Origin of the sequence: Granulicella sibirica, from assembly GCF_004115155.1 — a bacterium.
GTDB lineage: Bacteria > Acidobacteriota > Terriglobia > Terriglobales > Acidobacteriaceae > Edaphobacter > Edaphobacter sibiricus.
On the sequence record NZ_RDSM01000002.1, the window covers coordinates 459,336 to 474,162 of the forward strand.

The following is a 14,827-nucleotide window of genomic DNA, read 5'->3' on the forward strand; positions in this document are numbered from 1 at the left end:
CACCTAGCCACGAAGTCCTTCGCGAATTTCAGGGACGCTTCACATTGAGACGAACTAAGTATTTCTGCGGTGGTTGATGAACTGCGCCGTTCCAGATCGTTGAGCAAAGCTTTCATCTGACCATCCTGAGGATATGAATCGAGCCACGTCCAAGCCAGTTGTGGCTTGCGCTGTCTTCATCCTCCTCGCAGTAAACGAGCGTTACTGTGCATTTGTGCTCACTGTCGAGTGTGTCTAAGCCGTTGATAACGTTCGTGGCAAGTGCGTTCAAGGCCATCACGCCCTCGCAAAATACTGCTTGTTTCGTGTTTCAGGATGAAACGCGTTCATCAAGCGCATCAGACTACTGACACTTGTTCGCAACATTGAAACGATGCTGTGGCTTCACTAGCACTTTGCAGCGATCACTCCGTTGCGGCCCGTGCACGGAAAGAGGTTCAAATGCCCCACCGAAAGCTAAAGGAATTCGATCCCGTAAGTTTTCTGGCCACGTCAGGACTAGGACGCCGAATCCTTCACATCAAGGCGAAGGGCACTCTGTTTACGCAAGGGAGCGTTGCAGACTCGGTGTTCTATGTTCAGAAAGGCCGGGCCAAGCTAACGGTAGTGTCTAAAGCTGGGAAGGAGGCGACCATCACATTGATCGCCGCAGGTGACTTCGTCGGCGAGGAGGCGATCACGGCTATCGCTGGCTTGCATATGTCGACGGCCACCGCCATCACGGCTTGCTCCGTTCTTAGGATCGAACGTAAGGAAATGACGCGAGTCATTCACGATGAGCATGCCTTCTCCGACATCTTTGTCGCCTTCCTCCTTGAGCGTTCCATGCGCACCCAGGCGGATCTCGTGGATCAGTTATTCAATTCGAGCGAGCGTCGACTCGCCAGGATCCTTCTGCTGATGGCAGACTTTGGCAAGGCGGGAGAGCCTGAGACCCTTATACCTAAGATCACTGAGGAGACCTTGGCCGATATGATCGGCACCACTCGATCCCGGGTGAGTTTTTTCATGAACCGGTTTCGCAAGATGGGCTTTATCGAATACAACGGTCGCATCCACGTCCACAAGTCGCTCCTCAATATTGTTCTGCACGATCAACGTCCTGGCGCAAATTCCATCAGTGCGGCACTCCTAGACAGCAAGCGGGACAAGACCAAGACAGCAAAGCGAGCGTCAGCCACCGCAAAGAGGGGTGAGAGAGCTATCTAGCTCGGCTAACGCTAACGCCTAATGTTTGGGACACAAAGTCAAAGTGCTTCCGAGGTTCAGCAGGCTGGTTCAACAGTGAGCGTGGCAGCTTTCCAACCGACAGGTCCTGTATCACCTTCACGACAAAGCCAACTGTTCCCGTCAGGGTTAAGTCCGTGAGGGCTGCAATATGGGGTGTTATTAGCGCTTGCGGGACACCGAGAAGCTGATTCGTAGGCGACAGCGGCTCTTCTCTTAGGACGTCAAGTCCGATCGCTGAAATGCGACCGCTACGGAGGGCGACCAAGAGCTCTCCTTCATCGACGAGTGTTCCGCGCGCAATATTGATCAGGATAGAACCGGGCTTCATGCCTCGAATAATGTTTCCATCGATCAAGTTCTCGTTTGTTTTACTAGCGCGAGCACACACCACCACGTAGTCAGCATCCGCCACCGCCGATAGTGGTTGAGTAGGTTGAAATGCCACGACACCTTGTGGAGCGTTTTCTGAGTGTTCGTCTGTGGCAAGCAGCAAAACGCCGAATGGACGAAGACGGTCAATCGCTTGGAGGCCGATGTCTCCAAGACCAACGATACAAACAGTCTTTTCGTTGAGGGAACGGTGAACCCTCGGAGTCGCTGACTTCTCATGTATCGACCGTAGCGTTTCTTGGAGATCTCGTGATGTTCCAAGCAGAAGCAGTATGACGAACTCGGCAACCGATGTCGCATTCCCCGTAAGGCCGGAGGGAGCATAGGATGCCCAAATACCCATCTCACTGGCCGCATCGACGTCAATAGTCTCGTAGCCTGTGCTGGTCGTTTGAATGAGAACCATCTTGGGTTGATTCGAAAGCTCAGTGTGGCTGACGCCTCCGCTCGCGAGGAGGACTTCGATGTCTGTTGCTGGGGCACTACTCCCTGCTTCCCAAGACACAAGTTCATGCGACCCAAGAGCGTCGCGCAGTTCAGAACACATCCTAGTTGTGAATTCATTCTTCTTATGAAGAAAGCGACTTTCATCGAGGCCTCTTTCGGCGTTGCTGTGGAGTGGCCAGTTTTCTGTCGAGTTTGAATCTGTAGTTGAAGCTGAGGTAAGCAATCGTCAGCGGTGCACCATGGCCCGACTGAACCATCGCGCCATCCGGTGAGAAATGTCCTACTCCTGCATTTACAACGAGGTAATCGTGGAACACATACGCGCCTGAAGCATCGATCTCTCTACCCAACCCGCTTCGAGAGAATCCCGCCGTTGGCGGCTTTGCTAAAACGGATGCGCTGCCTGCGTAGACATCGTCTTGCTTAGTAGCCATGCTCAGCCACTCTTGCTGAACCAGGACTGTCAGGTTCTTCAGGGGGTTCAGGTACAGGTTCACCCGTGCCTCACGTATGTTCTGGAATCCAAAGAGGTCGGTCAACCCAAACGCATTGTGGTTACTCGGGTAGAGCTGGTCAAACGTGCTGGCCCGTTGAGCGTTTCGATGAGCGTTGCCCGTGGCATAGCTGTACTCTCCGCGAAGGCGAGGTTTCCAGGCAATGTGTCGCGGTGTAGCCAACTTTTGCGAAGCCAGCGCCCGAATGAATCGAGTCATTGGAATAGCTGCCGCGCTGCAACGCTCCGAGGGCATGATAGTCCCAACCTTTGCCGAGATCACCATCAGCTTCAATTCCCGGCGTGGCCTCCGTTTCTCCGCCAACCACGCCTTGTTGACTGGTAACTTGACGGACTGAGCGTACGAAGACAAAGGGTGTGATGGTCGTGTGTGGAACCCAGGTAGTTATCGTCCCTGCCGCACCATGGAAATTCAATCCTGCCCCGTGCTTATCAAGCGAGGTTGGATGGACCGTGACAACGGAGGTGCTGAAGACGTCGAGACGGTTCTTATCTCCGATTCTTCCCAAGAACCCGTCCCAAGTGCGACTGTTGTTGGTCCAGTTGCTGATGCCGACAAGTCGCTCCCCACCGTACTTCAGTCCCTGGCGGCCAGCGATAATCGTCACCGGCTTGACGTGGAAGTTCAGATACGCCTGCCGTGCATCGAAAGTATTACGCATGTTTGCGGCAACGTACGGGAGAGGTAGTCCTAGTGCGTGAGTGTCTTGCCCTTGCAGGTAGGCTGTTAGCCATCTTGCCGGCCTGACCTCAAGACCAATCCTCACCCTTGTCAACTCATAGACCTGCCAATTTCCTGGTACATAATTAATAGCGGTCTGGTTCTCCGTTCGAGTGCGAAGATCCATGTCAAGAGTCATCCAACGAGGAACATTTTCTTGCTGCAGGGGCGTATCGTACCCGCGTTCTTCGGATACTCCACATATGTCTGTGCGTAAGCCCTGCCTGTTACTAATGCAATTGCAAGAAGAGAGTATGGGGACAACCACTTTTGCCAACGTGGCAATCGCGGAAACGCGCATGCGGGTTCAGTTCTCAACAGGACCTCCTAGAACAGTGTGAGAGTCAAGCTTCGGTGTCTCAGTGGTGCGCTCCGTCAGAACGAGGACAATGAGAAAGAAAGCTGGCAGTAGCAGCGTCCATACATGGACTCGTACGGCCATCGCAGCGCCTGCTATGGCTCCAATAAGGAAGCAAGTCCATATGCTTCCCAACGTCGTCAACCTGCGCCAGTGTGTATCCCAAAGGCCCTGAGACAGTGCCACGGGAGTCCGATTTATAAGATTGGCAATCTGCTCGCCGATGCTCTTCAGATCTCCTGTCACAAATCCAAGGCTTACGGACTGTCCGCCTACTTGGGAAAGGGTCGTGTTCATCATGCCCATCGCGCAACTCAGGATCATGACACAGACGGAGGTAGATGCTGCTCCGATCGCTGCCGCAACTCCGGCGAAGAGCAAAGCTGCAACACACATCGACACGAGTGAGTTCTGTTGCTTGCTCTTGTCCTTCTGGATGAGGAAACCGATGAACGCGCCAAGGACAAAGAAGGGTATGGGTAGGAGAGCGTGAGAGGCTGCACCGAGCTTGGCTTGTCCTCCGTTCATACCGGTAGCGATCGTATTGCCGCTCATAAACGAGGTGTAGACGCCGAAGGTCAGGAGTGTGTATGAATCGACGTATCCGCAGATCAATCCACGACTGACCGCCCTCCAGCCGTCCTGCCTGGTCGCGGCAGGGACTGGCGCGTTCGTCTGTGCGTTCACAGGGCCTTCTTTGCGTTCTTCACAAGAGAGGCAGTCTCTGACCAACTGCCACTGAAGACAAAGCTCTCCAGCGGTTTGCGGAGCCGACGGACTTCATCCTCTTTCTGAAAAGGCTCCTTGAGGCGTCCATCCGCTCCGGCATATCCGATCGCCAGGCCTGCTACCGGCTTTACCCCTTCGGGAATCTGGTAGAGCTGACGCGCGCGGTCACGATCAATATGAATCATCTGGTGAACACCCAGCCCTCTCGCTGTGGCTTCGAAAACGAGGTTGGCTGACGCAAGTCCAAGGTCATGTTCCGCTGTAGCGTACGGTTGGCCACTGTGCTCCAGCGTCAGGCGAGCACATCCCAACATGAGAACGGCTGCAAATTTAGCCCAAGGCAGGTTCACCTTCTCGACGCAGGACAGTAGTCGAGCAAACCCCTCAGGCTCATCACGGGTCGCGATGAAGTAGGTCCAGGGCTGCTCGTTGGCCGCTGAGGCCGACCAGCGCGCCGCCTCTAGTAACGCGAGCAGATCGTCCTGTGAAACGCGGCGATCATCAAACGCAAAGGGACTCCAGCGGTCCGCGATGAGGGCTTGAATGGGGTAGTCGGTAGTAATCGTTCCAGGCATCATGGCCCTTTCGTATGGCGGATGAATTGAGCATTTAACATCTAGCCTCTGTCCGGTTCAACCGAACCGGACAGAGACCTCGGAAGGCAGGCTTAGCGTGGGCCGACGATGGGTGTCTTAGTCGTGGACACCCCATCCAGCACAGACTTCTCGATCTGGAGATGCGCGCGCACGAGTTCATATGGAGTGAACGCCAGCCATTGTGCAAGCGACATGTCGGAAAACTTGTCCGTCTTCCAAACTTCTAGATAGCGAAGTGTCGTCGTGCCCCTGTTCTCCACATAGTGTGGTGTGACACGCGGGACATACCCCACGTCGCCGGCCTGATAGTCGAAAGTTCCGGCATTGGTGTTGGAGGTATACACCGTCATACGAGCTTGGCCCTCCAAGTAGTACTGCAGCTCGTCCGATGTTCTATGCCAATGCAACTCACGCATACAACCCGGCTCTACTTCCACAAGTGCGGCCGCAACCGTGGAAGCGGCAGGGAAGTTGCTCGAATCGGTGACTCGCACAGAACCATTGTTGGATTTGATTGGATCCTGCGCTCCCATGCGATGCGTGTAGATGACCGGCGTAGGACCAGCACCGACAACGCGGTCTTGAGCAAGGGGCCCGGGGACATCGGCACGGAAGATGTACTTCTCTGATTTGGGGATGTTCTCGAAAGCTTTTTCGTGAACGCCGAAGTTCTTTGCCAGCACCGACTTCGGTATGTGGGCCAAGAAGTCCGTCAGGAGGAACGTCTCTTCTTCATTGAAAGCCCCATCATCGAAGACGAGAAGGAATTCACATCCTTCGCCCGACAGACCTTGGATGGAATGGGGGATACCGGAAGGGAAGTTCCAGATATCGCCCTCTGTGCAGTCAGCCTGGTAAGTCTTGCCACCTTCATCAACGCATGTGACCCGTGAGTTTCCTTTGATCATGAAACCCCACTCCGCCGGTTTGTGCCAATGCATCTCTCGAACGACACCAGCTTCTAGCCGCATATTTACGCAAGCCAATTCAACAGCAACCGGCATTTCACGCACAGTGGTTTGCCGTGCCCAGCCGCCTTCTTCCAGTTTGTTGTGGCTATCAGCGAAGGTCAACTTCAAATTGGGCAGCGTCCCGTGATCTGTTACCGGGGGAGTCAACCGGCCCGGACTCTGTGCCTCTCGTTGATGATTGGACGGTCCGATAATGGGCGCACCCTCTGTGCCACGTATGGGCTGAGCGAAACCATTCTGCGTCGTCTCGATAAGTTCTTTAACCATGATGAATCTCCGATTCTTCTAGTGCGAAACCTGTCTCTTCTGCGAGTTGTGGAGCCAGCGACAGACGTCATAGTCGCAGGCACGAAAACGTAAATTACCGACCCCATAAGGAGCAGCTATAGCTACTGGCTTGACGAGCCATGGCTGGAGTATTCCACTCGCTCAATTCGAAAGTTGGTCAACTTTGCTCAGGATTGCGCGCGAAGTGGAGAGCTTCATGTGCGTTCGATATTGCGTATCGAATTGCTCAGAAGTCATATGTCAGTGATGGAACACTCAAGGGCTAGTACGGCGAATCGCGAAGGCGACACCGTAAAGGAGATCTATGAAAGCAGTTAATTCAGTTGTTGCAGTCTATAATTCCCACGATCAAGCGGAGCTGGCCGTCAAGCTACTTCAAGAGGCGGGCGTAGACATGAAGACCTTGTCCATCGCCGCGAAGGACACGCACACAGACGAACACGTAGTCGGCTATTACAACGCCGGCGACCGCATGAAGTATTGGGGAAAGATGGGAGCCTATTGGGGAGGATTCTGGGGACTCCTATTCGGATCAGCGATGTTCGGAATCCCCGGTATCGGGCCTCTTCTTGTTGCAGGCCCGCTTGTGGCGTGGATTGTTGCTGGACTTGAAGGAGCAGTCGTCGTCGGTGGGGTCAGCGCCCTTGGCGCTGGTCTTGTAAGCATCGGAATCCCGAAGGATAGCGTTGTCGAATACGAGACGGCTATAAAAAGCGACAAGTTTGTCCTCATCGTTCACGGATCGTTCGATGACGTCAAGAAAGCAGAAGATATCATCGAAAGATCACGTCACAAAACGTACACCGTTCATGGCGAAACGGTCTACGCATAGTGTTTTGAATCGATGGCTGGATGGCACGTACTCGCCATCCAGCCATCATCTTTAGCGCAAGTACGGTGAGTCCGCGACGGCGTAGTCATATCGCAGAATGATTGCTGAACGAGGATTGACGATATAGGTTGATCCTTGAATCGGTACGTATTCACCGAGGTCGGCGATATCGAACGGGGATGCGAGAGATGTATCGACAAGCCTCAGCCAGCCTGAACTCTTGCCACCCGTGACGGGTGGCAAATCAAATTCGAGAGTTTCCCAGAAAGAATTGATCGCGACATAACGGACTTCGCCAAGCGATTCATTTCGCCAGGTGAAGGCAAGGCTGTGAGAGTCTGCGCTCCAGTCAGGTTGATCAAGATGAATACCGTGCCACTCCATTTTGTTTGGGTTGACGAAGCCGCCGACCTGCTTTCCATCTTGAAGCGTACCGTTATCGCAATCAAGGCGAAGTCGTACGAGCAACTGAGTAAACCGGAGTAGCTCGTTCTTCTCAGTGCTTACATCCCAATTGAACCAACTAATGAGATCGTCTTGGCAGTAAGCGTTGTTGTTCCCAGCCTGAGTGCGGCGCACCTCGTCTCCCATTAGAAGCATTGGAGTTCCGGTAGAAAGCAAAGTCAGAACGAGTCCGTTCTTGATCTGCTGCGTTCGTAGCTGGTTGACACCTGTATTGGTGCTGACACCTTCCGAGCCACAGTTCCAACTAAGGTTTGCATTCGTTCCATCGCCGTTGAGTTCTTTGTTTGCCTCATTGTGTTTGTAGTTGTATGAGACTAAGTCGTTGAGAGTGAACCCGTCATGACAGGTGATGAAATTCACGCTCTGTCCTGCTGGGCGGTCTCCGGAACGATACAGGTCGTAGCTGCCACTGATTCGCTCCCGGAGCTTCCAGACCGTTTCACTATCTCCCTTTAAGAAACTTCGGATGTCGTCCCGGAATTGGCCGTTCCATTCGTTCCATCTGTCATGGCCGAAACTGCCAACCTGGTATAGGCCACCCTCATCCCAAGCCTCCGCTATGAGCTTGGTTCCGGCCAAGACAGGCTCGGAATCAATATCCCATAGGATCGGAGGATCGCTCATAGGCTGCCCCCACACATCCCGCGTTAGCACCGACGCCAGATCGAAACGGAATCCGTCGACATGCATGTCCGATACCCAAAACTTGAGGCTGTCCAAGATCATTCTTTTAACCACGGAGTGATTTGTCTTCAGGGTATTCCCAGCGCCCGTCGCGTTAAAGTACCCCGCCTGATCTTGGTTGAGGATATAGTAGGTACTATTTCCAAGCCCACGAAAGCAAAACGTCGGACCTCCGTCGCCAGCCTCCGCCGTGTGATTGTAGACAACATCGAGAATCACCTCTATGCCAGCACGATGTAGTTGCTTCACCATTTCACGGAACTCATCGATGCACTTCACTGGGTCTCCGGACTCACTGTACCCGAGGTGCGGTGCGAAGAAAGATACAGGGTTATATCCCCAGTAGTCAGTGAGGCCGGAAGGTGCAGACTGGGGGTCAAACTGAAAAACGGGCAGGATTTCAACTGCAGTGATCCCTAGGTTCTGCAAGTAAGGAATCTTCTCAATTACTCCTGAATAGCTGCCACGTTTTTGCTTCGGCACGCCGGAGTTCGGATGGCGAGTGAAGCCTGCGACATGCATCTCGTAAACGATAGTGTTGCGAAAAGAGTGGTTCAGCGGGGCATCGCCATCCCAATCAAAGAGACTCATATCCACGACAACGCTCTTCATCGACGAGGACGTGTTGTCACCTGCGCGACAAGCGTCGCCGCGACTGTAGTTAGCCCCAACTGCGACAGCTCGTCCATAGGGGTCGAGGAGAATCTTCGAGCTGTCGAATCGCTTGCCGTTAGGAGGATCATTGGGGCCGTCAGCCCGATACCCGTATATTTGCCCCGCACGCACCCCTGGAACGAAGATATGCCAATAATGGCCGGTTCGATTGACCACTGGGTTTAGTCGAATGGACTTCTCGCTTCTGGTCGCATCTACGTGATCGAAGAACAGGATCGTCACTCCCGTTGCATTCGCCGAGAAGAGACTGAAGTTCGCGCCATCACGCGTTAGCGTCACGCCTAAAGGGTTCGCAACTCCGGGAAGGGAGGACTCGCTCTGAGGACTCAGATCCCCTGAGCCAGAAGATTTGTTCTTGGGAATTATCGGGTCCATCGATGAAGCCTCTGGTCGGTATCTTTACCTCTAGCGAAACTCCGCACTTTCACCTCGAAGAACAGGAACGTGGTGGCGGTGCAGTCCCTCAGCAAAAATGAAAATGATTACCCCGTAGAACAGTTCAAAGCCACCGAGCCAGTGTGTAGCGCTCCTTGACGCAGCGCCGCGATGGAGTACGAACGCGAATCCTGCCGCTACCGCTAGCAGGCCAGTTACGCCAAGTATCCCCGAGTACGCCTTACTTGCCCGAAGCTTCCATGCCAAAGCTGCAAGGAAACATCCAGTCCCTAGTGCGTGCAATCCCGCCAGCCAGGCCAAAGACTCCGTAGAGAGCACGATCATTAGTCCTACGTACGTTCCTAGGGCGGTATCGAAAATGCACTCGGCCAAGAGTAGTCGCCAGATACCAACCTGATGTTCCGCTGCGAAGCCTGAGGCCACTCCCAGCAGAATGCCATTGCTGAGTATGTAAAACCCCAAGATCAAGGCGAGCATAACGAACATGATCGGATCAAAAAAGATTGTTCCGAAAAAGCTTCCCGAATAGAAGAGGAAGCCGGCGAAAAGAACAGCTCCTCCGCCCCGCAGGGCAAATGCCCACCAGAACATGCAAAGCTCTTTCATCGGCTTCTCAAACTTCTCTGTTTGAGCTAACGCTGCGGCGTTCCCCGCGATCATTTCCCACCCTCAGAAGCTTTTATATCCACCGGCTTTTCGCTGCGCAGTAAGAGTACTGGGCATTCAGCGAGTTTGACGACCTTCTCCGCAATCGACCCGAACACTACCGGACGCCAGCCCGACATTCCGTGCGTTGAGATGACAAGCAGATCGGCGTGTTCCCGTTCCAACATCAGCAAGACGTTTCCTACAACATCATTACCGACTTCGACTTTGGAGAATGCTTGAACTCCTTGGTTCGAGAGGTTGGTGACAAAGTCAGCAAATCTCTTTCCCGAATCCTTTTCAGCATCCGCTAAGAACTCTTGACGTGGATAGAACGCTGTTGGAAACTCTAGCCCGGTGACGACAGGCAGCATTGGAATAACGTGTAGAAGGTAGATTTCGGCTCGGAACTGCAAAGCGATTTGGCTTGCTGTGGCCAAAGCCGCAATCGAGGAGACACTGAAGTCCATGGGGACAAGAATCTTCTTCGGTTGAAAGGTCGAACCGGGTATCTGCGACATCGTCATCTCCTCGGGCGCACTATGAGTGCTCGTAAGCAATGCTCGTTCATCACAAATCATCAAACTGAGCAGTATTGCTCTCACTGGCTGCTTATGAGGACGCGGAATGCTCCAGCAGCGCTTCCCATTCACGTTTGCCATGCAGTGTCAGAAAGACCCTGAGAAGAACGCGGAGATCATGGTTGCCTTTGTAGACCGAAGGCGCCTTGAGGTGGATGCCGAGCAAAGAATACACAGCGGTTTGAGCGGAACGGATGGAATACTCCACCGTGAAGACCACGTCATCTTCCATTTCGCAGAATTGGCCGATGAAGGCGAGATTCTTTGGAACGAGAGGGAATGATCGCGGGACGGTCTCCCTGCGAGCGAGGTAGGAATTGGCTTGTAATGAACGGCATTATGCACGGGATACAAATGCACTTGCTTAGTACATCAGTCGTTTTCTCGCTAAGGCGAAGATGTCCCATGATCTCGGTCATGATCTCTCGCCCCGTGCATTCCGCCATCGGTTTCTTCACAAAATTACCGGGCTGATCGATGAACAGGCTGTAACCCCAGAACACATCCACGCCCTGTGGTTGGTCCATAAAGTGAGGCTGATGAGGGAGCACGATCGATACGAGCCAGTTGGATTCTGGAAAGGTGATTAACCCACCTTCTCCAGGGGCGTTCCCCGTCAGGTCGCGAATGCTATCGAAGAAGGTCGAAGTATGTAACGTAGTGGTAAAGGACAGCCACTTTGAAGCCTCGATATGACTGCTGAAGTTTTCCGGGTTACCCCAATCGGGCTCTCTAGCTGCAAGCTTTTTCCAGAGAGACCATGCACTACCGTCGGAGTTTGCATCCAGGATGGCAGGCCGATCCATTGCCCCAAAGTGCGAGCCCTCGGTCATAGACCCCAATGTTGCGAAAACGAGATCGGAAGATGTCACACGAATTGCGTGAGGGCTATTAGAACGCTCACACATGATTTGCTCAACAGCAAAGCCGTCCGCCGCGTGTAGTGTGGTCAGTTCCAGCACTTGCGTATTCAGGAGAACTTGCACTCCTCGCTCCTCCAACCAGTGACGAAGGGGTCGCACAAGCGAGTCGTATTGGTTGTAGACCGTTCGCATGATTCCGCCGAGTGTGCTGAATCCCGAGATCATGTGCGTGAACCGCACTAGATAACGTTTGAACTCAACTGCACTATGCCAAGGCTGAAACGCAAAGGTTGTGCACCACATGTACCAGAAATCCGCTTTGAAGAAGTCCGGTGCGAACTGATCAGAAATAGCTGTACGACCCAACAATGACTCCGGCTCCGCTTCCAGGCGTTCGATAGTCAAGATGTGACTCTCGCTTAGCCCGAACAACGGAGCGTCTACACTTTTCCCATCGCGAAACAGACGACACCTTGAGGCCGTCTTCATTGTCTTATTCCAGGCGAAAATCTCGTCTGTCACTGATTGACTGTTGTCGAGAGTCGGTATCGAAGAGAAAAGATCGAAGGTGCAAAGGTACTTGCTCTCGATCATCCTGCCCCCCCGCATAACGTACCCAGATTCTGGGCTTCCGTTTGCATCCAGACTCCCGCCAATCATCTTTGATTCTTCGAGAATGATGATGTCGTGACCCTTGAACCCTGCGTCGCGGATGAGGAAAGCCGCCGCAGCCAAGGAAGCTATTCCTCCACCAATCAAATAAACCTTCATACCGTCCTGCGCTGTTCGCTTCTGGGTCATCATGGGCCTCTGTTCGTAGCATCCAGCTTCTCAAGACCTTCGTGGACGATCTGGTTCCTTTTGCACACGTTACGTATTGAGGGCAGGTCACTGAGCAAAAGAGCACAGTTCCAACGTGCCGTGAGTGCCAAGCTCAACGAATGTGGCGTCTCGTTGAAGCCCGGCTTGAAAGACGTGCTGAGATTTCGCGCGAGGATGAATATGACAACAAACGCGACACCGAAAGCTTCGTCAAAGAGTGACGCTATCAGTGATGCGGAGTCAGCCGATGCTCTCGGTAAAGCCCTTGATCTCGTCGGACTCACCAGCAAGCAGGCCGCGAGTCTCTTAGCCAAGAACGGTCCAAACTCTATGCCGGACACTTTCGCACACGTTCTACGGAATGCACTCTTGAAGTTCTGGGCACCCGTTCCGTGGCTTTTGGAAGCGTCCATGGTCTTGCAGTTGGTGCTGCATAAGTATGTTGAAGCGGGTATTATTGCGGCGCTGCTGGTTTTAAATGCCGCTCTGGCATTTGTGCAGGAGGGGCGCGCACAAGCGACCTTGAATGCACTGAAGTCGCGCCTGGCTTTGAATGCTTCGGTGTTGCGTGACGCGACGTGGAAGATCATTCCAGCAGCACAGCTGGTTGTCGGGGATGTCGTCAAGCTATCGCTTGGTGAGGTGGTTGCGGCAGATGTTCACATCCTGGACGGTTCAGTTGAGCTCGATCAATCCATGCTGACCGGCGAATCATTGCCTGTTGAACCCGGTGCCGGGGCGGACACATTTTCGGGTGCGCTAGTGAGGCGCGGGGAAGCGAGCGCTCGGGTGACAGCCACGGGTACTCGCACCAAGTTTGGGCAGACGGCTGAGCTGGTACGGACGGCTCACGCTGTAAGTTCACAACAGCGAGCAGTCTTGAAGATCGTGAGAAATCTTGCTTTCTTCAATGGCGGAGTCATCCTACTCATGGGGATTTATGCCCTTTCTCACTCCATGCCCTGGAATGAGGTTATTCCACTCTTCTTGACAGCGGTTCTTGCGGCGATCCCGGTTGGTTTGCCCGCGACCTTTACACTATCGTCAGCTATTGGGGCACGTTCACTGGCGACGCTTGGCGTCCTTCCGACGCGCTTGTCTGCAGTGGACGAAGCAGGCACGATCGACGTGCTATGTGTCGACAAGACTGGCACTCTCACCGCCAATCAACTATCGGTAGCTAGCATATCTCCGATGAACGGCTTCAACGAGGCGCAGGTCCTTGGCATTGCGGCACTCGCAAGCTCCGTCGGTGGAGAAGACTCAGAAGATGCTGCCGTTCGCTCCGCTGCCGCGCAGAAGCCATCTCCTGACAATCCGAAGCTGGTGGTGTTTACGGCGTTTGATCCGGCCAAGAAGACATCGGAGGCGACCGCAACTGATGCTGGCGGCCAAGCTCTCAAGATCGTGAAGGGCGCGGCGGCGACCATATTCGGTCTCGCTGGTTCTGATGCCGGAGCATCGGCAATGGCAGCCAAACTGGAAGCACAAGGATTCCGTTTGCTCGGTGTGGCTTTTGGCCTTCCAGGGTCTCTTCGCCTCATCGGAATGATCGCTCTCAGTGACCCGCCTAGGGCAGATTCGGCCTCCCTCATCTCCGAACTGACAACACTCGGAGTGAGAACTGTGATGGTGACAGGTGATGCACCAGCAACAGCGGCCATCGTAGCTACAGAGGTTGGTCTAGAAGGACCAACTTGCCCGGCGGGTTCTATACCGGCGTCTGTAAAGCCAGAAAACTATTCGGTCTTCGCGAGTATTCCTCCGGAGGGTAAGTTCGCTTTAGTCAAGGCATTTCAAAAGAGTGGCCACACGGTTGGGATGTGTGGCGACGGAGCGAACGATGCACCGGCCCTGCGGCAAGCGCAAATTGGGATTGCCGTTTCAACAGCAACGGATGTAGCGAAGTCAGCGGCAGGAGTGGTGCTTACTGAGGCTGGTCTCGGCGGTATCGTCGCGGCGATCAAGACGGGCAGACTGATCTTTCAGCGCATCCTCAGCTATACGTTGCGGTCCACTACAAAGAAGATTGCTCAACTCTTATTCCTCGCCATCGGCCTCTTGATGACGGGGCAGGCGGTGATAACGCCGCTCCTGATGGTGATCGTCATGATCACTGGAGATCTTTTTTCCATGGCCTACGCGACCGACCGGGTTAGGCCATCCGGAACGCCCAATTCATGGGACATAGGCAAGATCACGGCAGCGGGAGCTGTCCTCGGCATGGGCTTTCTGGTGTTTTCCACCTCTGTTCTTGCAGTAGGAAAATACAAGATGCGTCTGGACATTGATCATCTCCGCACGTTCTGCATTATTGGCGTCGTTTATGGCAGCCAGGCAGTAACGTACGCTATTCGCGATAGACAACATCTTTGGGGTCTGCGTCCCACGAAGTGGCTCGTTATGTCTACGGCCGCCGACATCCTCTTCATCTCCTTGCTCGCAAATCGTGGCATCGAGATGTCACCGCTTCCGCTCCGAGTCTTAGGGTTGGAGCTTTTGGCGGCTACGGTTTTTTACTTTGCCCTCAACTTCGTGAAGATTCCGGTTTTCCGCAGTCTAAAGCTCACGTAACGCTACTTCTAAGTGAGCAAACCGATACAGTTTTGCCCTCTTGTGA

The 14,827-nt window shown here is 53.8% G+C and carries 14 protein-coding genes; 3 read left to right on the top strand and 11 right to left on the bottom strand.

The annotated features are described in order from the left end of the window. Positions 1 to 441 precede the first annotated feature (441 nt). Positions 442 to 1,209: a Crp/Fnr family transcriptional regulator gene (locus GRAN_RS12895; RefSeq protein ID WP_128913444.1), complete on the top strand. Its 768-nt coding sequence runs from the start codon at positions 442 to 444 to the stop codon at positions 1,207 to 1,209. On the opposite strand, the gene GRAN_RS12900 is transcribed toward GRAN_RS12895, so the two are convergent. The 6 genes from GRAN_RS12900 to GRAN_RS12925 form a co-directional block, all read right to left on the bottom strand. After that, positions 1,202 to 2,167, bottom strand: coding sequence for an NAD(P)-dependent oxidoreductase (locus GRAN_RS12900; protein ID WP_128913445.1), 966 nt, complete (start codon positions 2,165 to 2,167; stop codon positions 1,202 to 1,204). The two genes, GRAN_RS12895 and GRAN_RS12900, sit on opposite strands and share 8 nt — an antisense overlap. A 40-nt stretch (positions 2,168 to 2,207) precedes the next feature. Next, entirely contained in the window at positions 2,208 to 2,744 is a 537-nt protein-coding gene (locus GRAN_RS26675) for an alginate export family protein (RefSeq protein ID WP_161570960.1), read from the bottom strand. Beyond that, on the bottom strand, positions 2,641 to 3,603 hold the full coding sequence (locus GRAN_RS26680; protein WP_128913447.1) for an alginate export family protein: 963 nt from the start codon (positions 3,601 to 3,603) through the stop codon (positions 2,641 to 2,643). The genes GRAN_RS26675 and GRAN_RS26680 overlap by 104 nt, the downstream gene beginning before the upstream one ends. Before the next feature lie 6 nt (positions 3,604 to 3,609). Beyond that, positions 3,610 to 4,347: a YoaK family protein gene (locus GRAN_RS12915; protein ID WP_128913448.1), complete on the bottom strand. Its 738-nt coding sequence runs from the start codon at positions 4,345 to 4,347 to the stop codon at positions 3,610 to 3,612. Further along, positions 4,344 to 4,967 carry a nitroreductase family protein gene (locus tag GRAN_RS12920; protein ID WP_241654548.1) on the bottom strand — a complete coding sequence of 208 codons (624 nt, stop codon included), beginning with the start codon at positions 4,965 to 4,967 and terminating at the stop codon, positions 4,344 to 4,346. Before GRAN_RS12920 ends, GRAN_RS12915 begins: the two co-directional genes overlap by 4 nt. An 89-nt stretch (positions 4,968 to 5,056) precedes the next feature. Further along, complete coding sequence (locus tag GRAN_RS12925) at positions 5,057 to 6,223, bottom strand: cupin domain-containing protein (protein WP_128913449.1); 1,167 nt, start codon at positions 6,221 to 6,223, stop codon at positions 5,057 to 5,059. Positions 6,224 to 6,548: 325 nt separating this feature from the next. On the opposite strand from GRAN_RS12925, the gene GRAN_RS12930 reads away from it, so the two are divergent. Then, positions 6,549 to 7,076, top strand: coding sequence for a general stress protein (locus GRAN_RS12930; protein ID WP_128913450.1), 528 nt, complete (start codon positions 6,549 to 6,551; stop codon positions 7,074 to 7,076). Between the two features lie 51 nt (positions 7,077 to 7,127). On the opposite strand, the gene glgX is transcribed toward GRAN_RS12930, so the two are convergent. The 5 genes from glgX to GRAN_RS12950 form a co-directional block, all read right to left on the bottom strand. Next, on the bottom strand, positions 7,128 to 9,275 hold the full coding sequence (gene glgX / locus GRAN_RS12935; RefSeq protein ID WP_128913451.1) for a glycogen debranching protein GlgX: 2,148 nt from the start codon (positions 9,273 to 9,275) through the stop codon (positions 7,128 to 7,130). 30 nt (positions 9,276 to 9,305) lie between these two features. Next, positions 9,306 to 9,956, bottom strand: a complete 651-nt coding sequence (locus GRAN_RS12940) for a hypothetical protein (protein WP_241654549.1) — start codon at positions 9,954 to 9,956, stop codon at positions 9,306 to 9,308. Continuing rightward, a complete protein-coding gene (locus GRAN_RS12945) occupies positions 9,953 to 10,462 on the bottom strand; it encodes a universal stress protein (RefSeq protein WP_128913452.1) in 510 nt (169 codons plus the stop codon). The genes GRAN_RS12940 and GRAN_RS12945 overlap by 4 nt, the downstream gene beginning before the upstream one ends. Positions 10,463 to 10,553: 91 nt before the next feature. Beyond that, positions 10,554 to 10,742, bottom strand: coding sequence for a hypothetical protein (locus tag GRAN_RS26195; protein WP_241654550.1), 189 nt, complete (start codon positions 10,740 to 10,742; stop codon positions 10,554 to 10,556). Between the two features lies 1 nt (position 10,743). Further along, positions 10,744 to 12,189: an oleate hydratase gene (locus tag GRAN_RS12950; RefSeq protein ID WP_421800813.1), complete on the bottom strand. Its 1,446-nt coding sequence runs from the start codon at positions 12,187 to 12,189 to the stop codon at positions 10,744 to 10,746. Here GRAN_RS12950 and GRAN_RS12955 point away from each other — a divergent pair. Then, positions 12,073 to 14,781 (top strand): HAD-IC family P-type ATPase, encoded by a 2,709-nt coding sequence (locus GRAN_RS12955; protein WP_241654551.1) that lies wholly within the window; start codon positions 12,073 to 12,075, stop codon positions 14,779 to 14,781. The genes GRAN_RS12950 and GRAN_RS12955 overlap by 117 nt on opposite strands. Positions 14,782 to 14,827: the final 46 nt, after the last annotated feature.

What these genes read in the sequence shown, in the direction of transcription:
- GRAN_RS12895 (WP_128913444.1), top strand. Translation starts at nt 442, where the DNA reads ATGCCCCACCGAAAGCTAAAGGAATTCGATCCCGTAAGTTTTCTGGCC.
- glgX (WP_128913451.1), bottom strand. Translation starts at nt 9,275, where the DNA reads ATGGACCCGATAATTCCCAAGAACAAATCTTCTGGCTCAGGGGATCTG.
- GRAN_RS12945 (WP_128913452.1), bottom strand. Translation starts at nt 10,462, where the DNA reads ATGTCGCAGATACCCGGTTCGACCTTTCAACCGAAGAAGATTCTTGTC.
- GRAN_RS12930 (WP_128913450.1), top strand. Translation starts at nt 6,549, where the DNA reads ATGAAAGCAGTTAATTCAGTTGTTGCAGTCTATAATTCCCACGATCAA.
- GRAN_RS12900 (WP_128913445.1), bottom strand. Translation starts at nt 2,167, where the DNA reads ATGTGTTCTGAACTGCGCGACGCTCTTGGGTCGCATGAACTTGTGTCT.
- GRAN_RS12940 (WP_241654549.1), bottom strand. Translation starts at nt 9,956, where the DNA reads ATGATCGCGGGGAACGCCGCAGCGTTAGCTCAAACAGAGAAGTTTGAG.
- GRAN_RS12925 (WP_128913449.1), bottom strand. Translation starts at nt 6,223, where the DNA reads ATGGTTAAAGAACTTATCGAGACGACGCAGAATGGTTTCGCTCAGCCC.
- GRAN_RS26680 (WP_128913447.1), bottom strand. Translation starts at nt 3,603, where the DNA reads ATGCGCGTTTCCGCGATTGCCACGTTGGCAAAAGTGGTTGTCCCCATA.
- GRAN_RS12950 (WP_421800813.1), bottom strand. Translation starts at nt 12,189, where the DNA reads ATGATGACCCAGAAGCGAACAGCGCAGGACGGTATGAAGGTTTATTTG.
- GRAN_RS12920 (WP_241654548.1), bottom strand. Translation starts at nt 4,967, where the DNA reads ATGATGCCTGGAACGATTACTACCGACTACCCCATTCAAGCCCTCATC.